This window comes from Tardiphaga sp. vice154, from assembly GCF_007018645.1.
Taxonomy (GTDB): domain Bacteria; phylum Pseudomonadota; class Alphaproteobacteria; order Rhizobiales; family Xanthobacteraceae; genus Tardiphaga.
Map to the genome: position 1 here is coordinate 4,884,068 of NZ_CP041399.1, position 23,399 is coordinate 4,907,466.

Consider the following 23,399-nt stretch of genomic DNA (forward strand, 5'->3'; position numbering starts at 1 on the left):
GCGAAGCCCGGTCGGGTGAGGGGCTTCCTCAGACAGCGGTGCAAGGGCCCCCTCACCCGCCTTCCACATGCTTCGCATGTGGAAGGCGACCTCTCCCCGATGGGGAGAGGTGAAGGGAGCGTCGCGCCTCGGTTACATTGCCTCGTAGTTCGGACCGCCGCCGCCTTCGGGCGGCACCCAGGTGATATTGCCGTTCGGGTCCTTGACGTCGCAGGTCTTGCAGTGGACGCAGTTCTGCGCGTTGATCTGGAACCGGGGGCCTGTGCTCTCCTCGACCCACTCGTAGACGCCGGCCGGGCAATAGCGGTTCGACGGACCCGCGAACACGTCGTGCTCGGACGATTTCTGCAAGGCCATGTCGGCGACCTTGAGATGAACCGGCTGGTCCTCCTCATGGTTGACGTTCGACAGGAACAGCGACGAAAGGCGATCGAAGGTCAGCTTGCCGTCCGGCTTCGGATAGGCGATCGGCTGGTAGTCCTTGGCTGGCTTCAGCGTCTTGCGGTCGGGCTTGGCGTGCGACTGGGTGCCGAAAAGCGAGAAGCCGAGCGTATTGCACCACATGTCCAGACCGCCCAGCGCATTGCCGACGACGGTGCCGAATTTCGACCACAGCGGCTTGGCGTTGCGCACCGGGTAGAGGTCCTTGCCGATCGAGGACGACCGCCAGCCATTCTCGTACTCGACCAACTCGTCATTGGCGCGGCCGGCCGCCAGCGCGGCGGTGATGTGTCCGGCGGCCTGCAGCGCGCTGGCCATCGCATTGTGCACGCCCTTGATGCGCGGCACGTTGACGAAGCCCGCGGCGCAGCCGATCAGCGCGCCGCCGGGGAAGGTCAGCCGCGGCACCGACTGGTAGCCGCCCTCGGTGATCGCGCGCGAGCCATAGGCCAGGCGCTTGGCGCCGGCAAAGGTGTCGCGGATCTTCGGGTGGGTCTTGAAGCGCTGGAATTCCTCGAACGGGTATATGTAGGGGTTTTCATAGTTCAGATGCAGCACGAAGCCGACCGCGACGAGGTTGTCGTCGTAGTGATACAAAAACGAGCCGCCGCCGGTGGCATTGTCGAGCGGCCAGCCGAACGAGTGCTGCACCAAGCCTTTCTGGTGTTTGGCCGGATCGATCTGCCAGATTTCCTTGAGGCCGATGCCGAATTTCGGCGGCTCGCAATCCTTGTCGAGCGCGAATTTGGCAATCAGTTGCTTGGTCAGCGAGCCACGCGCGCCTTCGGCGAACAGCGTGTACTTGCCGAGGAGTTCCATGCCGCGGGTGAAGGAATCCTTCGGCTTGCCGTCGCGGCCGATGCCCATGTCGCCGGTGGCGATGCCGCGCACCGCGCCGTTCTCGTCATACAGCGTCTCGGCGGCGGCGAAGCCCGGATAGATCTCGACGCCGAGCGCCTCGGCGCGCGCGCCCAGCCAGCGCGACACCATGCCGAGCGAGGTGATGTAGCAGTGATGGTTGTTCATCAGCGGCGGCATCATGAAGTTCGGCAGCGGCAGACCGCCGGTCTTGGTCATGAAGAAGAACTGGTCCTCCTTGACCTTGGTCTTGATCGGGCAGTCGGCGTCGTCGCGCCAGTCCGGGATCAGTTCGTCGAGCGCCACCGGATCGATCACCGCGCCGGACAGGATGTGCGCGCCGACTTCCGAGCCTTTCTCGACCACCACGACCGAGAGTTCCGCATTGAGCTGTTTGAGCCGGATCGCGGCGGTCAGGCCCGAAGGACCGGCCCCCACGATGACAACATCGAATTCCATGGATTCGCGCGGCGGCAGTTCTTCAATGCTCATAATTTGATCTCGGACCGTTTCAACCCGTTCAGAACGCTTCTAAGGGCTCTTGTTTACGATTTTGAGCCCGAGAACAACAGCCGAAATACCCCGCGGGCGTTTCGCCGCCGCGCAATATGTCCTAGATTGCGGCCATGCCCCATTTGACGCATGACCCCGCGCCCAGCCTCGCGCAATTGCTGGCCTTTTATCTGGAGGCCGGGGTCGATTGCGCCCTGATGGACGAGCCGGTCAACCGGCTGGCGGATATCGACACAGCCCCGGCGCGGCCCGCGGCCGATCCCGCGGCGGGCGACGCGCCGAAACGGCCGACGCTGGCCTCGATGCAGCCCGGCGTGCCGGCACGGCCAGTGATGCCGGCCAAAATCGAGATCGCGCCGGAAGTGGCGATCGCGGCAGCCCGCGACGCCGCGCGCACCGCGCCGACGCTTGCAGCCCTGCGCGGCCTGATGGAGACCTTCGAGGGCTGCGCGCTGAAATCCACAGCAACGCAACTGGTATTCGCCGACGGCAATCCACAGGCGCGGATCATGTTCGTCGGCGAGGCGCCGGGCCGCGACGAGGATATCGAGGGCCTGCCCTTCGTCGGCCAGGCCGGCAAGCTGCTCGACAAGATGCTGGCCGCGATCGGACTCGACCGGAGTGGTGTCTATATTTCCAACGTGATCGCGTGGCGGCCGCCCGGCAACCGGACCCCGACGCTGCAGGAAACCCAGATCTGCGTACCGTTCATCCAGCGCCATATCGAACTGGTCGATCCCGACATCCTAGTCACGCTCGGCAATCCCGCGACCCAGACGCTGCTGCAGACCAAGGACGGCATCATGAAGAGCCGCGGCCGCTGGGTCGATTACGACACCGGGACGCGGAAAATCCGCGCCATCGCCAGCTTCCATCCGGAATATTTGCTGCGCTCGCCGGGCTACAAGCGCATGGCCTGGGTCGATCTGCGCGCGATCGCCAGCGCTCTGGCGGCGCTGCCGCCGCGTCCGTAGCCCGGATTAAGTCGGCGGGCGCGCAGCGCACGACGACGCAATCCGGGAACTATCGATCGTAGATAGGCCGGCCCCGGATTGTCATCCGGGCTACGGGCGTGGCCGCACGATCGCCCAGCCGATGCGCAGCGGCGGATTGCGGCCGTTGACGAGACGGTCGAAGCCGCGCGGCACTTCCGGCACCAGATTGGGAAAACGGAAGGCGATGTCCGCCGGCGGCGCGCCCGACGTGTCCGCCGCGCGCCACACCACCACGCCGCCGGTCTGCGCGAACATCTCCGGCGAAATCCACGGAGTCCGCGCGGCCGAAGCATCGAACAGAACGTGCGGGCGCGAGGCCCCCATTCCGATCAGCGCTGCCAGTTGCGGATCGCCCGCCACCGCCTGCAATTTATTGCCGGTGCGGCGCTCGAAACTGTCGCTGAAGAAGCGCGCGATGTCGCGTGCCGGCAAAGCCGTTGCCTGCTCGGCGGCGCCGCTCCACGGTAAAATGAACGCCGCGCCCAGCGCCGCCAGCGCCGGGGCCGCAATTGCCAAGGCCCAGACCTTGCGCAGCATGCGCTGCCGCCGCAGCGTGACGAGATCGCCGGTGGCGATCACCACCGCAAGCCCGCACACCAGCAACGCGATGCCCGCGCCGCCCAGCGGGCGACCTTGGCCGTAGAGCGCCGCATACAGGCTGCCCAGCAGTCCCGGCGCCAGCGCGAAGAAATAGACATACTTGCGCGCCAGCGGATCCACCGGCGGCCGAAAAATGATCGGCGCATCCTCGGGCTGCGCCGCGAGAGCGCGCGAGTTCAGCACGCTCAGGACGATCAAGGCCGCCGCCGCTGCGACCAGCCAGAACAGCAGCGCGCCCCAATTCTGCGCGGTGCCTGCGATATTCGATAGATCCGGCCGCGCCGGCAGCACCACGGCGCCGGCACGGATCACCCAGATCGCATAAGGCAGCGCGATCACGGCGATCACCAGCAGCGCGTAGATCGGATCGAGGGATTTGAGGTGTTGCCGGCCGCGCGACGTCGCCAGCGCAAAGCCGAGCGGCAGCAACAGCAGCCACGGCGCCGTCGTCGTGGTGAGCAGCAACAACCCGGCCACGATCGACAGGGCAAACCAGGCGTTGCGGCGGCCCTCGCCGATCACCAGCCAGCCGTGCAGCAGCAGCATCGCCCATAGCGGTTGCGCCAGGACCACGGGTCCGAATTCGACGCCGGGCGAACTGAACGCTGTCACGGTCATGGTCAGCAGCACCGCAATCACCGCCTGCGGGCCACCGACGATGGTGCGGCCGAGATAGAACAGCGCGCGGAAGGTGGCGATGAAGCAGAGCTGCGAAAGCACGTAGACGCCGAAGATATGGCCGCCGGCGGCGCGGAAGGCGAGGTCGGCCAGCCAGAACGCCAGCGGCGGGCCGAGATCGGTGCCGACCTGGTATTCCCGGCCATAGGCCAGCACGGTCGCTAGCTCGCCGGGCGGGCCGCTGTACAGCAGCAGCGGCACCATCAGCCACAACATCGCCTGGCACAGTACGGCGACCCAGAAGATCAGCCGTGGCCGGGCGCGGATCAGTTCAACGATCAGGGAGGTGAAACGCATCAATCGCCAGGCCGGCCCGCGGAAATACTATCCTCGTGTGATACGGCGCATGTGCAGAGGAGGCAACAGAGGGGCCGTTCAGGCGGGGATCGGAAGCACCATCCGCGCGTCGGCGAACAAATCGGCCTCGGCCACGAGACCGTCGCGCCTGATCCGCGCGGCGACCACCGGGGCATAGAGGCTGCGGTGGTGGATGCTGGGCCCGAGATCGTTGAGCGCGGCGAGGTGCTGCGGCACCGCATAGCCCTTGTGGATCTCGAAGCCGTACCCCGGGCAGTGCTCGGCCAGCCGGCACATCAAACGGTCGCGGGATACCTTGGCGATGATCGAGGCGGCGGCGATCGACAGGACCAGACCGTCGCCGCCGATCACCGCCTGACATTCCGCCGTGGTATCGATCCGGTCACGGCCATCGACGAACACATGCTTGGGCGCTTCCGGCAGCGCATGCACCGCGCGCGCCAGCGCCCACAGCGACGCGCGCAGGATATTGTCGCGGTCGATCCGCGCCGGCGAGGCATAGGCCACGGCAAAGGACGAGGTCGCGCAGATTTCCTCGAACAGTTCATCGCGGCGCGCCGCGGTCAGCCGCTTGGAATCGTCGAGGCCTTTGGGGATGCGCTTGGGATCGAGGATCACGGCCGCGGCGACCACCGGCCCGGCCAGCGGCCCCCTGCCCGCCTCGTCGCAGCCCGCGACCGGCCATATGCCCTGCTTCAGCAACGCGCATTCCCGCTTGAAGCTCGGCGCAGCCACCGCTTTGCGCGGCTTGGGGGCGTCCTGTTTCGGGGGGCGAATCATGCCGGGATCGTGCGCAAGCCAGCGCCGCGAATCAACACGGAACTCGGGCGAGATTGAAGAGTCGAAGCCGCACCTCTTTTTCCCCTCTCCCGCCAACGCCGCTGCGCCGGGGGAGAGGGGAAGATGCAGAGCCTCACGCCGCCGCGGTCGGCAGATTGTAGGTCTTGAACTGGTCGCGCAAAGCGGTTTTCAGGATCTTGCCGGTGGCGGTGTGCGGGATGCCCTCGACGAACACGACGTCGTCCGGCATCCAGAATTTGGCGATCTTGCCGTCCATATAGCTGAGTATCTCTTCCCGCGTCGCCTTCTGGTCAGGCTTGAGCTGCACGATCAGGAGCGGCCGTTCATCCCACTTCGGATGATAGACGCCGATCACCGCCGCTTCGGCCACCTTGGGATGGCCGACGGCGAGGTTTTCCAGGTCGATCGACGAGATCCATTCGCCGCCGGACTTGATGACATCCTTGGAACGGTCGGTGATCCGCATGTAGCCATACGCGTCGATCGTGGCGACATCGCCGGTGTCGAAATAGCCCTCCTCGTCGAGGATGTTCGTCTCGACGCGGTAATAGGCCCGCGACACTGCGGGGCCGCGCACCTTGAGCCGGCCAAACGTCTTGCCGTCCCATGGCAGCGACTTGCCGTCGTCGTTGGTGATCTTCATCTCGACGCCGAACGGCGGATAGCCCTGGCTTTGCAGGATATCGAGCCGCTCCTCGCCTTCGAGCTGGTCGAATGGCGGCTTCAGCGCGGCGAGCGAGCCGATCGGGCTCATCTCGGTCATGCCCCAGGCGTGGCGCGCGCCGATGCCCATGTCGATGAAGGCCTTGATCATCGAGCGCGGCATCGCCGAGCCGCCGCACACCACCATGCGCAGATCCGGCAGTTTCAGGTTGTTGGCGCTCATGTGGTTGAGCAGCATCAGCCATACGGTCGGCACGCCGGCGGTGTGCGTGACCTTCTCGGTGGCCAGCAATTCGTAGATCGAGGCGCCGTCCATCTTGGCGCCGGGCAGCACCAGCTTGGTACCCATCGACGGCGCGGAGAACGCAATACCCCACGAGTTGGCGTGGAACAGCGGCACCACCGGCAGCATGGTATCGGCGGCATTGGCGCCGAGCGAATCGCCGGTATTGGCCATCAGCGCGTGCAACACGTTGGAGCGGTGCGAATACAGCACGCCCTTCGGATCGCCCGTGGTGCCCGACGTGTAACACATCGCGGCTGCGGTATTTTCGTCGAACTCCTTCCACTTGAAGTCGCCGTCGGCTTCCGCGATCCAGTCCTCATAGGCGACGGCGTTCTTCAGCGTCGTCTGCGGCATGTGCGCGCTGTCGGCATAGATGATGTAGCGCTCCACGCTGGGGAGCTGATCGGCAAGCTTTTCCAGCAATGGTACGAACGTCAGATCGGTCATCACGACGCGATCCTGCGCGTGATTGATGATCCAGGCGATCTGGTCGGGGAACAGGCGCGGATTGACGGTGTGGCAGATGGCGCCGATGCCCATTATGCCGTACCACGTCTCCAGATGCCGCCACGTATTCCAAGCAATCGTCGCGACCCGGTCGCCCATCTTGATGCCGTCGCGATCGAGCCGCTGCGCGACCTTCAGCGCGCGGGCGCGGATCTCGGCGTAGTTGGTGCGATGGATCGGGCCCTCGACCGAGCGCGTCACCACTTCGCGTTCGCCGTGAACCTGCGCGGCATGATCGATGATCCGGGTACAAAGAAGCGGCCAGTCCTGCATCAATCCGCGCATATAAACGTTCCTCCCGGGATGTGGTCTGCCGGGCGGTTTTTGCCCGGCTTGTTATTCAAGGTCTTGGCATGAAGTTTAGCGCGGGGAAAGCGGTCCGGAAATGGGCCTTTTGGCGGTGGGGCCGCGGCCAAAGCGGGGCCGCAGCGATGCTCGCCGTGCTGCTGCTCGCCGCAACGCCGGCCCAGGCCTATTTGACCGCCGGCCGCGTGCCGCTGCCGATGCCGCGCCCGGCCGAGGCGCCTGAGGTCGAACAGCCGACGCCGGCCGACGCCGACAAACCCGCCGAGCCGGAAAAGCCGGCCGCCGAACAGCGCCCGGCCGGGCCGCCGCCACCCTCGGCCTGCCGGCTGGCACTGACGGACGCGATCGCGATTGCGCCGAGCGTGCCCGACATCAAGGGGCCGGGCGCCTGCGGCGGGCCGGACCTGGTGCACCTCGAGGCCGTGATCCTGGCGGACAAGACCCGCGTGCCGCTGAAGCCCGGCGGCACCATGCGCTGCGCGATGGCCACCGCGGTGGCCGACTGGATCCGCACCGACATGGCGCCGCTGGCGGCGTCGCTCGGCACCCGTCTCGTCGAACTCGATAATTTTGATTCATTCGACTGCCGCGGCCGCAACCGCGTGGCGGGCGCCAAGCTGTCCGAGCATGGCCGCGCCAACGCGCTCGACATCCGCGGCCTCAAGCTCGGCAACGGGCAGAGCCTCGCACTGACCGAGCGCGACACGCCGCGCGCGTCGCGCGAGCAGGTGTTGCGGTCGATGTGCACGCGGTTCTCGACGGTGCTGGGCCCGGGCTCCGACGGCTACCACGAGGACCACATCCACATCGACCTCGCCGAACGCCGCGGCAATTACAAGCTGTGCCAATGGGACGTCTGGGACCCGCTGCCGCCGATCGCGCCGTTGCTGCCGGCGGAGCGCCCGGCCGACGCGCCGCCGCGCGAAAGCGCGGAGCCGGTAGCGCAAACGCCGCCGCAACCCACACCAGCCGAACAGCCCGCCGCCGCCGCAGCCGTTGAGCCCGAGGTCGAGGTCGAGCAGGAGGCCGGCGAGCCGAGGCCTGCGCCGGTGAAGCGAAAGGCCAAGGCGAAGCCGCGCAAACGCCGCGCCGAACATCCGCCGTTTCCGATTTTCAGGTAGCACATGTCAGCAATACGCGCCGGCTTCTTTCCCTCCCCCTTTCGGGGTCTGGCGGACGAATTCGTCCGCCATGGGTGGCGCGTTTGAGAGCCAACGGGTCCGGCTTCGCCGGCCCGATGATAAACTCAGCGAACAAACGTGACGGGTTGGAGTGCCATAAGCGCCATCGCCTGTGGCGCCCCCACCCCAGCCTCCTCTTCGGCAATGCTGACGCATTGCCTTCGTTCGGCCGACCCTCCCCGCAAGGGGGAGGGAGACCACTGCCGTCTTCGTGAACAATGAAGAGAGCTACCCTCAACAAAAAAGCGCCGGCAGAACCGGCGCTTTTGCAGATCTATGAAGCGGGAACCGCGTTCAGTAAGCGCCGCCGCCGCCCTGCAAAGCGAGCTTGGAATTGACCGGCGAGTCGCCATGCTTCGGCTCGAGCACGACCACGACCGCACCGGGCTTGACGCGGCTGTAGAGGTCGATGACGTCCTCATTGGTCATGCGGATACAGCCCGAGGAAATCGAGGCGCCGATATATTCCGGCTGGTTGGTGCCGTGGATCCGGAACAGGGTGTCCTTGTTGCCCTGGTACAGATACAGAGCACGGGCGCCGAGCGGGTTATCGACGCCACCGGGCACCTGGGCCGGCAGACCCTCGATACGGGCGTGGATGTCCTTAGTCGGCGTCCACTTCGGCCATTCGGCCATGTTGCCGACCCGGGCGACGCCGGAGAACGCCAGGGCTTCCTCGCCGACGGTGACACCATAGCGGATAGCCTTGCCGCCGTCCTGAACGTAGTAAAGGTAGTGATTGTCGGAATCGACCACGATCGAGCCCGGCGCTTCCTTGCGGTGATAGCTGACGAGCGCGCGGCGGAAGGGCTCGGCGACCGGGGTGTTGACGTAGCGTGCCTTTGCCAGCTGCGCCTTGTCATTCGGCTTCAAATTGGCTTCCGGGGCGGCCTGAAACGTGGTGCCAGTCTGCATGCAGCCCGACAGCATCAGGCCGGCAGCGAGAACAAGTCCGAGCTTCATCTTCATCGACGACATTTGCGAGCGTTCCAATACAGGGTGGCGCCAACGATGCGCCATGACGGCTAATAAATCCTTCCAGATGAGTAGCTTTGAAAATCGCAATCTTCCAGAACTTCCCTCATGCGGCGCACAAGCTGTCGGGAAGTGTGTCCGATTTGTCGCAATTTTGCCGGCTAGCGGTGGCGTTTCGCGCAGGCTTTGCCGCCTTGTCGCGGCGCCCTGATCCGGACGACGGCCGCGTTCACGCTCGCGTGAGTTGAAACCGCCGGATCGGGGGGTTGGCGCGCCCGTGGAAGGCTGTCATGACCGCCCCCATGATCTTCGGTTATGCGGGCTGGATCTGCGATTCGCCCGGCCTGCAATCGTTCACCTTGCGTCGCCATTGTTCCGGAGTTGCCATGCTCGCTGTGTTCACGCCCCAAGAGACGACCCTGAAGCGCTCTGAGCCGACCGATCTGACGGCGCTGCCGGCCGACACGGTGTGGATCGACCTGCTCAATCCGTCGCCGGGCGAGGACCATGCGGTGGAGCGATTGTTCGGCATCGCGGTGCCGACGCGGGAGGAGATGCAGGAGATCGAGATTTCCAGCCGGCTCTATATCGAGAACGGCGCGCGTTACATGACGGCGTCGCTGATGTGCGCGGCCGACACCGATTCACCGCGCATCACGCCCGTCACCTTTATCCTGTCCGGGCATCGGCTCGTCACGGTGCGCTATGATGCGCCAAAACCGTTCTCGCTGGTGGAAAACAAGCTGTCGCGCGGCACGCCGCCCAGCGCCAATGGCGAGACCGTGCTGCTGGAACTCCTCGACGCCGTGATCGATCGCTGCGCCGACATTCTGGAGCGCGCCGGCGCCGACGTCGATCAGGTCAGCCACGATATTTTCGAGCCCGACGAATCGATGCGGACCGGCCATGCCAAGCGCTATTCGGAGATCCTGATCGCGATCGGCCGCAAGGGCGACCTGACCTCGAAGGTCCGGGAAAGCCTGGTTTCGATCGGCCGCGTCGTCACCTTCGTCACAGCGGAGGCCGACGGCGTGAAATGGTCGAAGGACATGCGCGCGCAGCTCAAGACCATGCTGCGCGACGTCGCGTCCCTGACCGATCACGCCTCGTATCTGTCGAACAAGATCACCTTCGTGCTCGACGCCATGCTGGGCGTGGTCAATCTCGAGCAGAACAACATCATCAAGCTGTTCTCGGTGATGGCCGTGGTGTTGATGCCGCCGACGCTGATCGCTTCGGTCTACGGCATGAATTTCCGCTTGATGCCGGAGCTGCAGTGGGAACACGGCTACCCGATGGCGCTGCTCATGATGCTGGTCGCCGCGGCGCTTCCCTACATGTTCTTCAAATGGAAGAAGTGGCTGTAGCCCGTAGCCCGGATGACAATCCGGGGCCGGCCTTTCACCATGACGTTCAGCCCCGGATTTCGACGCCGTGCTCTCCGCGCGCAGCGACTTCATCCGGGCTACAGATTGTCCAGCTCCGCGTCAGTTAACGAACCACTCACACCGCTTTCGCAGCCGCGTGACCCGCGCCACAATTCTAACGGTAAAATTTGAATGGTTGGCTGAACGGTTGAGCGAAGGGTTGCTGTCATAACACAGGCTCAAGTGATGAGGACTGCAATGACTGACCCAGTGACTTCTCCCAACGTCGTCAATTTCCTTTCCTACCAGCAGGCGCGTCAGAATGCTGCCGGCAAGGCGCATCCGATCTCGGCACGGTGCTGCCGGCATTGCGGCGCGTCGCTGATGGACGGCGAATCGGACGACGATTGCTCCAGCCTCGGCATCAGCGATGCCGCGCCAGCACCGCGGCGGATTTTCGCGGAGTAGATTCATGGTGTCATTCCGGGGCGCGGACGGCGACAGCCGAGCGCGAACCCCGAATCCCGGAACGTTCATCGTTCCATGTCGAGATTCCCCGCCACTCCAAGTGGAGTGGCTGAGGTTCGTTCGCGCTGGCGCGCTCTCGCCCCGGAATGACGATCAGACGTGCTGGCCGCCGTTGATGTGGATCTCGGCGCCGTTCACGTAGGAACTCGTCTCCGTGCACAGCACGTAAATGATCTTCGCCACCTCATCGGGCGTGCCCAGCCGATTGAGCGGGATCTGCTCGGCGACGATCTTGTCGGTTCCCGGCGACAGGATCGAGGTGTCGATCTCGCCCGGCGCAATGGCGTTGACGCGAACGCCGAGGCGGCCGAAGTCCGAGGCCATCTCCCGCGTCAGCGACGCCAGCGCCGCCTTCGACGTCGCATAGGCCGCCCCGGCAAACGGATGCACGCGCGAGCCGGCGATCGAGGTGACGTTGACCACCGAGCCCTTCGCCGCCTTCAACTCCTCGATCAGCCCGCGCGCCATCATGATCGGCGCAAAGAAATTGACCCGGAACACATGGCTCCAGGTCTCGACGTCGGTGTCGATCGAGCCGAGCCGGCTGCCACCCTCGCCCTTCGGCGAGATCGCGGCGTTATTGACCAGCGCATGCAACTGACCGCCTTCGAGCCGTTCCTTGATCTCCGCGATCGCGCGCGTGGTGTCGGCATGGTCAGCGAGATCGACCTGGATGTGGTCCTCGGGGCCGGCGTCCCACGGGCAGACTTCGGGAAACGGGTGCCGCGAGCAGGTCAGCACGCGCCAGCCGGCGCTGGAAAAGCGCATCACGGTGGCATGGCCGATGCCGCGGCTGGCCCCGGTCAGGAGCAGCGTACGCTTCGGCGCGTTTGAACCTGTGGGCATCATGCTGCTGGCCGGTCTCGTCGAATTTTGCAGGTTCACGGGTAGAGCCTCACCTTGCTCCAGGAGTTTTGCGCAGCGCCGGACGACGCGTCGGTCGTGTCACGGCGGAATTCGATGCGGTCGTGCAGCCGGAACGGCCGGTCGTGCCAGAATTCGATGCGCTGGGGGGTGATCCGCCAGCCGGTCCAGCCTGCCGGCCGCGGCACGGCGCCGATCAGATGCTTGGCGGCTTCCCTGGCGATGGCCTGCTCGAAGGCAAAGCGGCTCTCCAGTGGCTGCGACTGCTTGCTGGCCAAGGCGCCGATCTGCGACTGCCTGGGGCGGGACGCGAAATATTCGTCGGCCTCGGCCTCGGTGACCGGCGTTACCGGACCACGCACCCGGACCTGACGGCGCAGCGACTTCCAGTGAAACAGCAATGCCGCCTTCGGATTGGCGGCGAGCTCCTGGCCCTTCTGGCTGGCGATGTGGCTGTAGAACACGAAGCCGTCGGCATCAAAGCCCTTCATCAGCACCATGCGGACGTCGGGAAGCCCGTCGGCATCGACCGTTGCCAGCGCCATGGCGTTGGGATCGTTGGGCTCGGCGGCCTGCGCTTCGGCAAACCAGTCGGCAAACAACGCAAAAGGCTCATCGGCCGCCGTAAAATCACCGGACGTTAACGGAGTCGGGTGTTGGATAGGGTTGATCGTGTCGGTCATGTCCGGAGTTCCGTCTTGTGTTGGCCTGAGGCTTCGAGCTTGCTGCGGTTCCTGCATAGGCCAGTCCTATATAGGACACGTATTGGCATTGGCCTATCGGCTATCTGCCCGCCCGTGGCGGCGATTGCAGCTATTATGATCGGTGCCGGCGTCGGCGGCTGCAGTATCGGCCGCAACGAGGGCGCTTTTGCCAGAATGGAAGGCAGCGACGTGACCGGCTCGATCACGCCTTTGGTGCCGGCCGCAGGCCCCGAGCCGACCGAGGCCGACCTGGTGTTCGCCCGCACCGCCGCCTCCGACGTCCTGACCAAGGGCGACAAGGATTCCAGCCAGCCGTGGGAGAACCCTTCGACCGGCGCGCGCGGCTCGGTGACGCCGCTGGCCAATGCCTACAGCGAAGACGGTCGAACCTGCCGGGCGTTCCTGGCCAGCTATGTCAACGGCCGCTCGGAAACCTGGATGCAGGGCGCCGCCTGCAAGGACGGCGCGCGCTGGGATGTCCACTCGCTGAAGCCGTGGCGGCGCGGCTGACGACCGTCGCGACGAGCGGTTGCGATGACCGGTCGTCTTGGCGGATTTGTCACATCGCAGTTGCAAAAAAGACACCAAGGCCCCAAATGAGAGATCAAGCGGGCCGTTTGCCCGCATTTCGTAGTTTTGCCTGAAGGAGTGACGACGGATGCGCGACCCCTATGAGGTCTTGGGGGTGCAGCGGGGCGCCAGCGCTGCGGCGATCAAGAGCGCCTACCGCAAGCTCGCCAAGAAACATCATCCAGACAATAACCAGAAGGATCCGACGGCCGCCGAACGCTTCTCCGAAGTCAACTCGGCCAACGAGATCATCGGTGACGAAGACAAGCGCAAGCAGTTCGACCGCGGCGAGATCGACGCCGAGGGCAAGCCGAAATTCCAGGGCTTCCCGGGCGGCGGGCGCGCTTCGGCGCAGCCCGGATTCGAACATGCCTTCCGCGGCGGTCCCGGCGCGCAGCAGGGCTTTGGCGGCGGCGGTTTCGAGGATATTCTCAACAGCATGTTTGCCGGCTCCGGGCGCGGCCGCGGCGGGCCGCAAGGCGCCGGCTTCGATGAGCGCATGATGCCGGTGGATCTCGACGTCGCTGTCGCCATGACGGTGTCGCTGGAGGAGTCCGTGAAGGGCGCCGAGAAGCGCGTCCGGCTGCCGACCGGCAAGGAATTGAACGTCAAGATTCCGGCCGGCGTTTCCGCCGGCCAGCAGATCCGGCTGAAGGGCCAGGGCGAAACCGCCCCCGGCCATCGGCCCGGCGACCTGATGATCACGGTCAGCATTGCACCGCATGCCTTCTTCAAGATCGACGGCAGCGATCTGCGCGTCGAACTGCCGATCACGCTGTACGAGGCGGTGCTCGGCGCCAAGGTGCGGGCCCCGACGCTGTCGGGGGCGGTCGAGCTGTCGATTCCGAAGAACACGTCGAGCGGCCGCATTTTCCGCCTCAAGGGCAAGGGCCTGCCGAAGGTCGGTGGCACAAGTGGCGACCTGTATTTCATCACCCGCATCATGCTGCCCGACGGCAACGACGCCGAACTGGAAGCGCTGATGGAAAAATGGCGCGACGGAAACACCTACAATCCGCGCAGCGATCTGGGGTAATGCGTAGCCCGGATGACAATCCGGGGCCGGCCTATCCACAACAGCCATTCCCGGATTACGTCGTCGCGCGCTTCCCGCGCGCCGACTTCATCCGGGCTACCGACCGACGCTCCGTCAAGAGGTCGGCATCAATCGATGCATTGCCTTTCAGGCGAGGGGAGCCGCGAACTCACGAACTCCCCTCCACCCGATGGCGCTGCTCAGGCACCCTCGTTCCGCATGGAAGCGAGGGGCCAAGTCCTGGCAGCGAAAGTCCTGGCAGCGAAACTTCTGGCAGCGAAACTTCTGGCAGCGAAACTTAGCCTTCTAAAACAAACTCAATTGCTGGCCCGCCTTGCTCAGCCGCACGAAGTGATCCGTGGTCAGCTTGGAGCGGCGCTTGTTGAGGCCGAGCTTGGTACAGGCGATCTCGAAGCGCCGGCCGATCATCCAGGCCATCGGCCCGGTACCCTTCATCCGCGTGCCCCATTGCGAATCATAGTCGCGGCCGCCGCGCATGTCGCGGATCAGCGTGAAGACGTGGCGATACCGATCCGGATAGTTCGCCATCAGCCATTCGCGAAACAGGTCGCGGACCTCCAGCGGCAGCCGCAGCAGGACGTAACTCGCCTCCTTCACCCCGGCATGCGCCGCGGCATCGAGAATGCGCTCGATCTCGGCGTCGTTCAGCGCGGGAATCACCGGCGCCACCATCACCGTGGTCGGAATGCCCGCCTCCGACAATTGCCGCAGCGCCTCCAGCCGCTTTTCCGGCGACGACGCCCGCGGCTCCATCGTGCGTGACAGCTTCGGATCGAGCGACGTCACCGAGATCGCCACCTTGGCGAGGTTGCGCTTCGCCATACGCGCCAGAATGTCGATATCGCGGGTCACCAAAGCCCCCTTGGTGACAATGCCGACCGGATGGTTGGCGCGCTCGAGCACTTCGAGAATGCCGCGCATCACCTTCCGCTCGCGTTCGATCGGCTGGTAGGGATCGGTGTTGGTGCCGATCGCGATCATCCTCGGCTCGTAGTCCGGCGCCGCCAGCTCCTTCTCCAGCAGCCCCGGCGCGTCCGGCTTGACGAATAACTTCGATTCGAAATCCAGTCCGGGCGACAGGCCGAGAAAGGCGTGGCTCGGCCGCGCGAAGCAATAGACGCAGCCGTGCTCGCAGCCGCGATAGGGATTGATCGAGCGGTCGAAGCCGATATCCGGCGACTCGTTGCGGGTGATCACCTTTCGCGCGGTATCGACCGCCACCGTCGTCTTGAAGGCCGGCAGTTCATCGAGGCTCTGCCAGCCGTCGTCGAAGGCGACGCGGGCTTCGGCCTCGAAGCGACCGCTATCATTGGATTGCGCCCCGCGACCGCGCCGCCGCTGCTTCTCGATCGCCACCGCAATCTCGGGAAACGGCGAGGCCCCGCCCGGTTCGGGGGGCGGCAGAACCGGCGGGTGCTTGCGGGCGGCAGCATGGGTGCGAGTCATGCCGACAACATAACAAACAACCGGAACATATCAAGAACAAATAAACATCCCTGTTCGAAACAGCCGGCGGCAATCCGTGCCGGTCGGGCAGCTGTTCTGTGACGTTTCGATGAATGATCCAGCGCAATCAAACTGTCGCGAAGGCGCGCCATACATGCACAGGTCGGATCGAACTGGTGGTGGCAAATGAAATCCCAGATCATCGAACAACTTGGCCAGACCGGCATGCTGCTGCCCTCTCTGGTCGCGGAAGGTCTCGGCGCCAATGACCGCATCAAGGTGCGGATGAGCGCGTTGCAGGGCGCCGCGCAGCATGCGCGACAGCCGGATCAGGCCGTTTCGGATCTGCAGGCCGAATGCCGCGCCGCTTCGATTCCGCCGGCGGCGATCGCGACGCTGATCGGCGGCGCCCATATGGCAGCCGACGGTCGCATCGCCGCGCCAAATCTTGCCAAGCTGATGAAGGACATCGCCGACGACATCGCGGCGATGATCCGCGCCGTCCGGGCCGGCGCCCCGCAGGAGGGCGAGGCCTTCGACGCCCGGCTGGCGGCGATGCTGGCGGCCGGCGTGCTGGACGCGGCGACCGAGATCGAGGTGGTGCGGATCGCGCGACTGACCGGCATGGCCGAAAACGGCGCCGACAGCCTGCATCGGCTGGTGATGGACCTGCACAAGGCGCTTAACCGTCTTGCCGCCCGTTGCGCCGAGGAAATCGTCGATGGCGCCCATGTCTTCGGTCTGCAGCCTGAAGACCATGCGCCGGTGCAGAGCTTCATGCGTGGGCTCGGCGAGACGAAAATGCTGAAGTTCGATCACCCTGGCCTCGACACCATGGCGACGCGTTCCGGCGGGCGGCTGCTGATCCAGAACGATATCGGCACCACCGATGCCCATGTCGTCGTAATCGCCGTGAAGGCGAACACCGTCACCGTCACCTATACCGACGTGCATCGCGCCCGCGCCAGGTTCTTCGTGGCGCAGTTCGAGAAATTCCCGGCGGCGTGGAGCGGGCTGGATCGGCACGCCGCCAGCGGACTCGGCGACGACGGCACGTTCTATCTGGTGACCGGCGACTATCAGGCCGACAGCGCCGATGAGCGCGATGCCTTCCTGGCCGCGATCGGCGCTGCTCTGGTGTTCCTGATCGACTGGAACAAGGCGCGAAAATTGTTGCGGAGCTGGGTCGCCAAGGGCGACGCCGCCAACCTGCTCGGTTGGGCGGCGCGCCATCGGATCGGCCACCGGGCGTTCCTCGAACTTGGCGGTGACGAACTGATCGGCGCCGCGGTACGCAACGCGGCCCCAACAAGGATCGGTTTCGGCGAACGGCTCGACCAGGCCCTGGGCCGCGACGCCGCGGTGGAATTCCTCAAGACCGCGATGCGGGTTTCCACCGAAGCACTGCGCGAGGGCCGCTCGGTACGCCTGGTACGCGACCAGATCGAAGCCGAACTGGTCCGGCATCTGGAGCGGGTCGATAGCACCCTGCTTGCCATCATCCTGCGCCAGGCCGGTCTGGCGAACGATATCGCCGCCGGCCTCGCGTCTCATATCGCCGCGCTGCAGGCCGGGCGCAGCAGCGACGGCAAGGCCCTCGCCGCGCGCGCCAGCCGGATCGAGCAGAAGGCCGACCGCATCGCCATCGAAGCCCGCAAGGAGGTGACGCGCCTCAACGCCCGTCCGGTCATCGAGCAGATGATGGACCGCGTCGAGCAGGCCATCGACGAACTGGAACAAGCGGCGTTCATCGCCTCGCTGCTGCCTGAAGCGGTTGCCCCGGCGCTGCTGGAAGCGCTGGCGGGGCTGTGCGGCTCGTCCGTCTCGGCCCTGCAGGCAACCGCCTCAGGCGTCGCCGCCGCCGCCGAAGTGCCCGACGGCCAGCGCGTCGATTCCGAGGACGCACTGGCCTGCGTGCTCCGCCTGATCGACGCCGAGCACAGCGCCGACCTGCGCGAACGCGAGATTACGGCGCAGGTATTGACCGGCGGCTTCGACGTGGCGACCTCGCTGGCGGTGCTGGAACTGGCGCGGGCGATCGAGCGCGCGACCGACCGGCTCGCAGGATTCGGTCACCTGCTGCGCCGCTACATCATTTCCGACCTGCTGGCGTAACCGAGGGGCTGACAATGCATATCGTGCGAATTGGCGACGGCTCCGCCAAACATCATTCCGCCGACAGCATCGGCAACAAGGCTGCGAACCTCGCGCGCATGGCGGCACTCGGCCTGCCGGTGCCGCCGGCCTTCGTGCTGCCGGTCAAGCTGTGCGCCGCCGTTCTCGCCGGCGATGCGCATGCCGAGCGGGACCTGCGCCACGGGCTGAAGGACGGCATTGCCTTTCTGGAGGCCGCGACCGGCAAGCGGTTCGGCGATCGCCGCGACCCGCTGCTGGTGTCGGTGCGATCGGGCGCGGCGCGTTCGATGCCCGGCATGCTGGAGACCGTGCTCGACGTCGGCTGTACGCTTTCCGCCGTCCACGGCCTGATCCGCGCGACCGGGCGCCCAAGGCTGGCATGGGACTGCCGCCGGCGCTTCATCGAGAGCTATGCGGAAACCGTGCTCGGCATCGATCCCGCGTCGCTGGCCGCGCGGCTGAACGAGCTGATCGCCGCCGAGCAGGCGTCAAGCGATCGCGACCTCGACAGCGAGGCGCTGGAGCGACTGGCCGGCGCGCAACGCGCTTTGATTGACGACGACGATGATGGCTGGCTGGAGGATGCCGCAGTCCAGCTCGACAGCGCGGCGCGCGCGGTCTATCGCTCATGGATCAGCGAACGCGCGCAGACCTATCGCAGGCTGCAGCAGCTCGACGATCTCCGGGGCACCGCGGTCACCGTGCAGGCCATGGTGTTCGGCAATGGCGGGCTCAGTTCCGGCGCCGGCGTGGCATTCTCGCGCGATCCTTCCACAGGCCTGCCGAAACCGATGATCGATCTGGTACTCGACGCGCAGGGCGAGGACGTGGTGTCCGGCCGCCGCACCCCGGATACCGAGCAGACCATCGCCCGTGTTCTGCCGGCGGTCGCCACGGAGCTTGCCGGCATCCTGAAGCAGCTCGAGCGGGAATTCGGCGACGTCCAGGACATCGAATTCACCATCGAGGATGGCAAGCTCTGGATCCTGCAAACCCGCACCGCCAAGCGGACGCCACGCGCCGCGCTACGTATCGCCATCGACCTCGTCCAAGAAGGGCTGATCGCACCAAAGGAAGCGCTGCAACGGATCGACGGCATCGACATTGCCGCGCTGGATCTGACGCGGCTCGCCGATACCGGCCATCCGGCGATCACCGGGATCGGCGCCTCCGGCGGCATTGCGGTCGGCCGCGCGGCGTTCGACTCCGCCAGCGCGCAACGGCTGGCTGAATCGGGCGAGCCGGTGATCCTGCTGCGGCCCGAGACCTCGACCGCAGATGTCGCCGGCTTTGCGGTGGCGGCCGGTATCGTCACCGCGGTGGGTGCCCGCACGGCGCACGCCGCCCTGGTGGCGCGGCAGATGGGGCGGCCCTGCATCGTCGGCTGCGCCGGCCTGGTGATCGATAGCGACACGGACCGCGCCATGCTCGGCAGCTCGGCGGTGTCGGCGGGCGACTGGATCGCCATCGATGGCGACAGCGGCCGGATCTATCTCGGCAAGCGCGAGATCATCGTCAGCCGTCCCGACGCCGAACTCGCCGAGATCGAGGGCTGGCGATCGAACAAGCACGGCAAGGGCCATGGCCATCACCGGACGGACCCGGCAAGCCAACATCCCGCCAGCCACTAAGCCAGCTTGCCGCAGCGGCAAAAATTGACGAGCAGTTCGCTGATTTGATTGCGACAAGATGGTAACCGTGCAACGGTTTCACATCATAAGGTAATTTTACCCGTCAATGCTGAGCGTCATCATTCCCACCGATGGTAATGAACAACCCGCCGTGGCCACCCTGGCCGCGTTGGTGCCGGGCGCTGCTGCGGGAGTGATCAAGGAAGTGCTGCTGGTCGATCGCGCCGGAACCGGGGTGATTGAACACGTCGCCGATGTCGCCGGCTGCGGCTTCCTGCCGTTCCAGGGCAGCCGCGCGGCGGCGATGGCCGCCGGCGCCAAACAGGCGCGTTCGCCATGGCTGATGTTTCTGCATGCCGGCGCGGTGCTCGATGCCGGCTGGACCGAAGAGACCAGCCAGTTCATCCAGCGGGTTTCGATGAGTGGCCGGCCGCGCGCCGGCATTTTTCGCTATGCACGCTCGCCCTATGATGAAAGCGGCGTGGTCGACGGGCTGAAATATCTGGCGCGGATCCTGAAGGGGCCGTCTGCCGACCAGGGCCTGCTGATCGCCCGGGAGCATTATGACCGGCTCGGCGGCTATGCCGACGCCCGCCGCGCCGAAGCGCGCCTGCTGCGCCGGCTCGGCCGCTCCTCGCGCACGCTGCTGCGCAGCCGGATCATCGTGGCCTGAGCCTGAGCGCCGGCCAAGCCAAGTATCCCCGACGCCAATATGCCGGGCACGCCCGCCGCACCAGGCTTGCGCCGACCCCCACACCCGCGCTTGTCGCCGCATCCTTCGAGGCTCGCCTCCGGCGAACGCCTCAGGATGACGGCGACTGAGATGATACAGACGGGCCCTTCGCCTTGCCGCGCCGCAAATGCTCGTCGAGCCGTGGCATGATCTCGACGAAATTGCAGGGCCGCGTGCGATAATCCAGTTGCGCGGCGAGAATGCCGTCCCAGCCGTCGCGGCAGGCGCCGGGCGAGCCCGGCAGGCAGAAGATGAAGGTCGTGCCAGCGGTGCCCGCCGTGGCGCGGCTCTGGATCGTCGAGGTACCGATCTTGGCGTGGCTCAGCATGTGAAAGGCGATCGAGAAGCCGTCCATGCGTTTTTCGAACAAGGGCTCGACGGCTTCCGGCGTGACGTCGCGGCCGGTGAAACCGGTGCCGCCGGTGCTGATGATCACATCGATGCCGGGATCGGCGATCCATTTCCGGATCATGACGCGGATGGCTTCGACGTCGTCGGTGACGATGTCGCGGGCGGCGAGATGATGGCCGGCCGACGTGAGGCGATCGGCCAGCGTCGTGCCGGACTTGTCATCGGCCAGCACGCGGGTGTCGGAGATCGTCAGCACCGCGATGTTGAGCGGGATGAAGGTTTTGGCGTCGTCGGTGGATGACATGATGCTCTCTCACTTGTCCCGGACGCGATGCGGCATTCCTATGCCGCTTCGCAGAGCCGGGACCGTATCAGACGCCGGCGCCCGCAATGGCCCCGGCTCTGCGAAGCAGCACTTCGTGCTGCGTCGCGTCCGGGGAACGGAATGCACGCCTTACAGCCGCTCGGCAGCGAACGTGTTGCACGACGTCACGGTGCCCTGCTGGTAGCCCGTCATGAACCAGCGCTTGCGCTGCTCGGCGGAGCCGTGGGTGAAGGAATCCGGCACCACGCGGCCCTGCGCCTGGCGCTGCAGCGTGTCGTCGCCGATCGCCGCCGCCGTGGTCAGCGCGGCGTCGATGTCGCCCTTCTCGAGGAAGCCGGGGCGCTTCTTCTCTTCGCGGTTGACCCAGACGCCCGAGAGACAGTCGGCCTGCAATTCGACCTTGACCTGCAAAAGGTTCGCCGCCGCCTTGCTGCCGGCCTGCTCCTGCAGGCGCTGCACGCGGGGCAGGATGCCGAGCAGGTTCTGGATGTGGTGGCCGGCCTCATGCGCGATGATGTAGGCGGCGGTAAACTTGCACGCATTGCCGGAGCAGCCACGGAAGCGCGTTTCGACCTGGCGGAAGAAGCCGGTGTCGAGATAGATCTGCTTGTCGGGCGGGCAGTAGAACGGACCCATCGCCGCCTGGGCCTGACCGCAGCGCCCGCCATTGGTGGCGTTCTTGAACAGCACAATGCGCGGACCGACATATTTCTGGCCGCTCTCCTTGAAGATCTCGTCCCAGCGATCGTCGATTTCGCCGAGCACGCCGGAAATCATGCTGCCCATTTCATCGGTCGGCGCAGCGCCCTTCGACGGCGCGGAGCGCCGGTCGGTCTGGTAGGTCGGCGCCTGCCCGCCGCCGGTGAGGACCTCGGCGCCCCCGATCAGGATGCGCGGGTCGATGCCGAACGCCCAGCCGACCAAGCCCAGCACGATCACCGTGCCGATGCCGAGCCCGCCGCCGCCCATCCCGAAACCGCCGCCACCGCCACCGCCACCACCGCTGTCGTCACGACGGTCGTCGATATTGTCGCTGCGACGAAAGTCATCGTAACGCATAAGTATGGTCCTTCATTTCATCCGCGGATCGGGGCCGACCCTAACGCGTCAATCGCGGAAAATTTCCATCGCCCTAGCACTAAACTGCCCGGCAAATAATGCCTAGCATGAACGGCCGCAAACAGGATTGCAATTAAGTCGATTTTTACTTTGCGGCGTCATGGTGTGGGTAGTCGGTTTGTTAGTCCCGCGTCGCCGACAGCGTCGCCTGAGTCAGAGTAATTGAGTCATGGTTGTTTCGCTTCGCGGGGCGTCTGCAAGGGCGCCCCGCATCAAATTTGAATCCGGCCCCTCTTCCCGCATTGTCATCGGGGATTGCGTCGCCGAAATGTCCAAGCTGCCGGCCCATTCGGTCGATCTGGTGTTCGCAGATCCGCCGTACAACCTGCAGCTCAAGGGCGACCTGAAGCGCCCCGACGAATCGCATGTCGATGCCGTCAATGACGACTGGGACAAGTTCTCGTCGTTCGCCGCCTATGACGATTTCACGCGCGCCTGGCTCTTGGCAGCGCGCCGCATCATGAAACCGTCGGCGACGTTGTGGGTGATCGGCTCGTATCACAACATCTTCCGCGTCGGCTCGATCATGCAGGATCTGGGCTTCTGGGTGCTGAACGACATCGTGTGGCGCAAGTCGAACCCGATGCCGAATTTCCGCGGCCGCCGTTTCACCAACGCGCACGAGACCATGATCTGGGCCGCGCGCGACGAGAATGCCAAGGGCTACACCTTCAACTACGAAGCGCTGAAGGCTGCCAATGAGGACGTTCAGGCGCGCTCCGACTGGCTGATCCCGCTATGCACCGGCGACGAGCGCCTGAAGGGCGCCGACGGCAAGAAGGTGCATCCGACGCAGAAGCCGGAGGGCCTGCTGGCGCGCGTGCTGCTGTCGTCATCGAAGCCCGGCGATCTCGTCATCGATCCGTTCAACGGCACCGGCACTACCGGCGCCGTCGCCAAGCGCCTGGGCCGCAACTATATCGGCTTCGAGCGCGACCGCGACTATGCCGCCGCGGCCGAAGCGCGCATCGCCGCGATCGAGCCCTTGCCGGAAGCCACCCTGGCGCCGTTCATGACGGCGCGCTCGGCGCCCCGCGTCGCCTTCTCCGAACTGCTGGAGCGCGGCATGATCGCGCCGGGCACCAGACTGGTCGACGCCAAGAAGCGCCACGGCGCATTGGTGCGCGCCGACGGCGCCATCCTGTTCGGCGACAAGGTCGGCTCGATCCACCGCATGGGCGCGATGGCGCAAGGCTCGGCCGCCTGCAACGGCTGGACGTTCTGGCACGTCGAAACCAAGACAGGCCTGACGCTGATCGACGAACTGCGCGCCAAGATCCGCAGCGAGATGGGATTGGGCTAGAGCCAGTTCGGCTGAGGTCGAATCGGATCGTTCAGATGTAGGGTGGGCAAAGGCGGGCTTGCGCCGTGCCCACCCTTTTTTCTATCGACGGTCTTCCATTTGTCGCCGGCCGATTAGTGGGCACGCCGCCGCCCGCGCTGCGC

Annotated in this window: 20 protein-coding genes; 10 read left to right on the forward strand and 10 right to left on the reverse strand. The window is 65.7% G+C overall.

Annotated elements, in window-relative coordinates:
• Positions 1-132: 132 nt before the first annotated feature.
• Positions 133-1,791, reverse strand: coding sequence for an electron transfer flavoprotein-ubiquinone oxidoreductase (locus tag FIU28_RS22985; RefSeq protein WP_143575427.1), 1,659 nt, complete (start codon positions 1,789-1,791; stop codon positions 133-135).
• A 143-nt stretch (positions 1,792-1,934) separates the two neighbouring features.
• Between FIU28_RS22985 and FIU28_RS22990 the strand changes: the two genes are divergently transcribed.
• The gene (locus FIU28_RS22990; protein WP_143576355.1) at positions 1,935-2,786 is read left to right on the forward strand and encodes a uracil-DNA glycosylase; all 852 of its coding nucleotides are present in this window, start codon (positions 1,935-1,937) and stop codon (positions 2,784-2,786) included.
• A gap of 90 nt (positions 2,787-2,876) precedes the next feature.
• Here the strand turns inward: FIU28_RS22990 and FIU28_RS22995 are convergent, their stop codons facing one another.
• The 3 genes from FIU28_RS22995 to FIU28_RS23005 all read right to left on the reverse strand — a co-directional run bounded on the left by FIU28_RS22995 (position 2,877) and on the right by FIU28_RS23005 (position 6,945).
• Positions 2,877-4,382: a glycosyltransferase family 39 protein gene (locus FIU28_RS22995; protein WP_143575428.1), complete on the reverse strand. Its 1,506-nt coding sequence runs from the start codon at positions 4,380-4,382 to the stop codon at positions 2,877-2,879.
• 78 nt (positions 4,383-4,460) lie between these two features.
• Entirely contained in the window at positions 4,461-5,183 is a 723-nt protein-coding gene (locus tag FIU28_RS23000) for a ribonuclease HII (protein ID WP_143575429.1), read from the reverse strand.
• A 133-nt stretch (positions 5,184-5,316) separates the two neighbouring features.
• Positions 5,317-6,945: a fatty-acid--CoA ligase gene (locus FIU28_RS23005; protein ID WP_143575430.1), complete on the reverse strand. Its 1,629-nt coding sequence runs from the start codon at positions 6,943-6,945 to the stop codon at positions 5,317-5,319.
• A 146-nt stretch (positions 6,946-7,091) separates the two neighbouring features.
• Here FIU28_RS23005 and FIU28_RS23010 point away from each other — a divergent pair, with 146 nt between their 5' ends.
• Positions 7,092-8,087, forward strand: coding sequence for an extensin-like domain-containing protein (locus FIU28_RS23010; protein WP_246660782.1), 996 nt, complete (start codon positions 7,092-7,094; stop codon positions 8,085-8,087).
• 354 nt (positions 8,088-8,441) lie between these two features.
• Here FIU28_RS23010 and FIU28_RS23015 read toward each other — a convergent pair whose 3' ends face one another.
• On the reverse strand, positions 8,442-9,125 hold the full coding sequence (locus FIU28_RS23015; RefSeq protein WP_143575432.1) for a L,D-transpeptidase: 684 nt from the start codon (positions 9,123-9,125) through the stop codon (positions 8,442-8,444).
• Between the two features lie 383 nt (positions 9,126-9,508).
• Between FIU28_RS23015 and FIU28_RS23020 the strand changes: the two genes are divergently transcribed.
• The gene (locus FIU28_RS23020; protein ID WP_143576356.1) at positions 9,509-10,489 is read left to right on the forward strand and encodes a magnesium transporter CorA family protein; all 981 of its coding nucleotides are present in this window, start codon (positions 9,509-9,511) and stop codon (positions 10,487-10,489) included.
• Between the two features lie 258 nt (positions 10,490-10,747).
• On the forward strand, positions 10,748-10,957 hold the full coding sequence (locus FIU28_RS23025; protein WP_143575433.1) for a hypothetical protein: 210 nt from the start codon (positions 10,748-10,750) through the stop codon (positions 10,955-10,957).
• Positions 10,958-11,110: 153 nt separating this feature from the next.
• On the opposite strand, the gene FIU28_RS23030 is transcribed toward FIU28_RS23025, so the two are convergent.
• Together FIU28_RS23030 and pdxH are read right to left on the reverse strand one after the other, a co-directional pair.
• Entirely contained in the window at positions 11,111-11,863 is a 753-nt protein-coding gene (locus tag FIU28_RS23030; protein ID WP_143576357.1) for an SDR family NAD(P)-dependent oxidoreductase, read from the reverse strand.
• 35 nt (positions 11,864-11,898) lie between these two features.
• On the reverse strand, positions 11,899-12,564 hold the full coding sequence (gene pdxH, locus FIU28_RS23035; protein WP_143575434.1) for a pyridoxamine 5'-phosphate oxidase: 666 nt from the start codon (positions 12,562-12,564) through the stop codon (positions 11,899-11,901).
• Between the two features lie 135 nt (positions 12,565-12,699).
• Here pdxH and FIU28_RS23040 point away from each other — a divergent pair, with 135 nt between their 5' ends.
• Both FIU28_RS23040 and FIU28_RS23045 read left to right on the forward strand, forming a co-directional pair.
• Positions 12,700-13,095, forward strand: a complete 396-nt coding sequence (locus FIU28_RS23040; RefSeq protein WP_143575435.1) for an RT0821/Lpp0805 family surface protein — start codon at positions 12,700-12,702, stop codon at positions 13,093-13,095.
• Between the two features lie 148 nt (positions 13,096-13,243).
• Positions 13,244-14,191 (forward strand): DnaJ C-terminal domain-containing protein, encoded by a 948-nt coding sequence (locus FIU28_RS23045; RefSeq protein ID WP_143575436.1) that lies wholly within the window; start codon positions 13,244-13,246, stop codon positions 14,189-14,191.
• Positions 14,192-14,497: 306 nt separating this feature from the next.
• Here the strand turns inward: FIU28_RS23045 and FIU28_RS23050 are convergent, their stop codons facing one another.
• A complete protein-coding gene (locus tag FIU28_RS23050; RefSeq protein WP_143575437.1) occupies positions 14,498-15,658 on the reverse strand; it encodes a PA0069 family radical SAM protein in 1,161 nt (386 codons plus the stop codon).
• A gap of 186 nt (positions 15,659-15,844) precedes the next feature.
• On the opposite strand from FIU28_RS23050, the gene FIU28_RS23055 reads away from it, so the two are divergent.
• From FIU28_RS23055 to FIU28_RS23065, 3 genes are all read left to right on the forward strand, one after another.
• Positions 15,845-17,773, forward strand: coding sequence for a hypothetical protein (locus FIU28_RS23055; protein ID WP_143575438.1), 1,929 nt, complete (start codon positions 15,845-15,847; stop codon positions 17,771-17,773).
• Between the two features lie 14 nt (positions 17,774-17,787).
• Positions 17,788-19,425 (forward strand): PEP/pyruvate-binding domain-containing protein, encoded by a 1,638-nt coding sequence (locus FIU28_RS23060; RefSeq protein ID WP_143575439.1) that lies wholly within the window; start codon positions 17,788-17,790, stop codon positions 19,423-19,425.
• A gap of 106 nt (positions 19,426-19,531) precedes the next feature.
• Positions 19,532-20,098, forward strand: a complete 567-nt coding sequence (locus tag FIU28_RS23065; RefSeq protein ID WP_143575440.1) for a glycosyl transferase — start codon at positions 19,532-19,534, stop codon at positions 20,096-20,098.
• Positions 20,099-20,228: 130 nt separating this feature from the next.
• Here the strand turns inward: FIU28_RS23065 and moaB are convergent, their stop codons facing one another.
• Positions 20,229-20,813, reverse strand: a complete 585-nt coding sequence (gene moaB / locus FIU28_RS23070) for a molybdenum cofactor biosynthesis protein B (RefSeq protein WP_143575441.1) — start codon at positions 20,811-20,813, stop codon at positions 20,229-20,231.
• Between the two features lie 150 nt (positions 20,814-20,963).
• The gene (gene ypfJ / locus FIU28_RS23075) at positions 20,964-21,893 is read right to left on the reverse strand and encodes a KPN_02809 family neutral zinc metallopeptidase (RefSeq protein ID WP_143575442.1); all 930 of its coding nucleotides are present in this window, start codon (positions 21,891-21,893) and stop codon (positions 20,964-20,966) included.
• A 229-nt stretch (positions 21,894-22,122) separates the two neighbouring features.
• Between ypfJ and FIU28_RS23080 the strand changes: the two genes are divergently transcribed.
• Positions 22,123-23,256: a site-specific DNA-methyltransferase gene (locus FIU28_RS23080; RefSeq protein ID WP_143575443.1), complete on the forward strand. Its 1,134-nt coding sequence runs from the start codon at positions 22,123-22,125 to the stop codon at positions 23,254-23,256.
• Positions 23,257-23,399 lie beyond the last annotated feature (143 nt).

What these genes read in the sequence shown, in the direction of transcription:
- FIU28_RS22985 (WP_143575427.1), bottom strand. Translation starts at nt 1,791, where the DNA reads ATGAGCATTGAAGAACTGCCGCCGCGCGAATCCATGGAATTCGATGTT.
- FIU28_RS22995 (WP_143575428.1), bottom strand. Translation starts at nt 4,382, where the DNA reads ATGCGTTTCACCTCCCTGATCGTTGAACTGATCCGCGCCCGGCCACGG.
- FIU28_RS23000 (WP_143575429.1), bottom strand. Translation starts at nt 5,183, where the DNA reads ATGATTCGCCCCCCGAAACAGGACGCCCCCAAGCCGCGCAAAGCGGTG.
- FIU28_RS23005 (WP_143575430.1), bottom strand. Translation starts at nt 6,945, where the DNA reads ATGCGCGGATTGATGCAGGACTGGCCGCTTCTTTGTACCCGGATCATC.
- FIU28_RS23010 (WP_246660782.1), top strand. Translation starts at nt 7,092, where the DNA reads ATGCTCGCCGTGCTGCTGCTCGCCGCAACGCCGGCCCAGGCCTATTTG.
- FIU28_RS23015 (WP_143575432.1), bottom strand. Translation starts at nt 9,125, where the DNA reads ATGTCGTCGATGAAGATGAAGCTCGGACTTGTTCTCGCTGCCGGCCTG.
- FIU28_RS23020 (WP_143576356.1), top strand. Translation starts at nt 9,509, where the DNA reads ATGCTCGCTGTGTTCACGCCCCAAGAGACGACCCTGAAGCGCTCTGAG.
- FIU28_RS23025 (WP_143575433.1), top strand. Translation starts at nt 10,748, where the DNA reads ATGACTGACCCAGTGACTTCTCCCAACGTCGTCAATTTCCTTTCCTAC.
- FIU28_RS23030 (WP_143576357.1), bottom strand. Translation starts at nt 11,863, where the DNA reads ATGCCCACAGGTTCAAACGCGCCGAAGCGTACGCTGCTCCTGACCGGG.
- pdxH (WP_143575434.1), bottom strand. Translation starts at nt 12,564, where the DNA reads ATGACCGACACGATCAACCCTATCCAACACCCGACTCCGTTAACGTCC.
- FIU28_RS23040 (WP_143575435.1), top strand. Translation starts at nt 12,700, where the DNA reads ATGATCGGTGCCGGCGTCGGCGGCTGCAGTATCGGCCGCAACGAGGGC.
- FIU28_RS23045 (WP_143575436.1), top strand. Translation starts at nt 13,244, where the DNA reads ATGCGCGACCCCTATGAGGTCTTGGGGGTGCAGCGGGGCGCCAGCGCT.
- FIU28_RS23050 (WP_143575437.1), bottom strand. Translation starts at nt 15,658, where the DNA reads ATGACTCGCACCCATGCTGCCGCCCGCAAGCACCCGCCGGTTCTGCCG.
- FIU28_RS23055 (WP_143575438.1), top strand. Translation starts at nt 15,845, where the DNA reads ATGAAATCCCAGATCATCGAACAACTTGGCCAGACCGGCATGCTGCTG.
- FIU28_RS23060 (WP_143575439.1), top strand. Translation starts at nt 17,788, where the DNA reads ATGCATATCGTGCGAATTGGCGACGGCTCCGCCAAACATCATTCCGCC.
- FIU28_RS23065 (WP_143575440.1), top strand. Translation starts at nt 19,532, where the DNA reads ATGCTGAGCGTCATCATTCCCACCGATGGTAATGAACAACCCGCCGTG.
- moaB (WP_143575441.1), bottom strand. Translation starts at nt 20,813, where the DNA reads ATGTCATCCACCGACGACGCCAAAACCTTCATCCCGCTCAACATCGCG.
- ypfJ (WP_143575442.1), bottom strand. Translation starts at nt 21,893, where the DNA reads ATGCGTTACGATGACTTTCGTCGCAGCGACAATATCGACGACCGTCGT.
- FIU28_RS23080 (WP_143575443.1), top strand. Translation starts at nt 22,123, where the DNA reads ATGGTTGTTTCGCTTCGCGGGGCGTCTGCAAGGGCGCCCCGCATCAAA.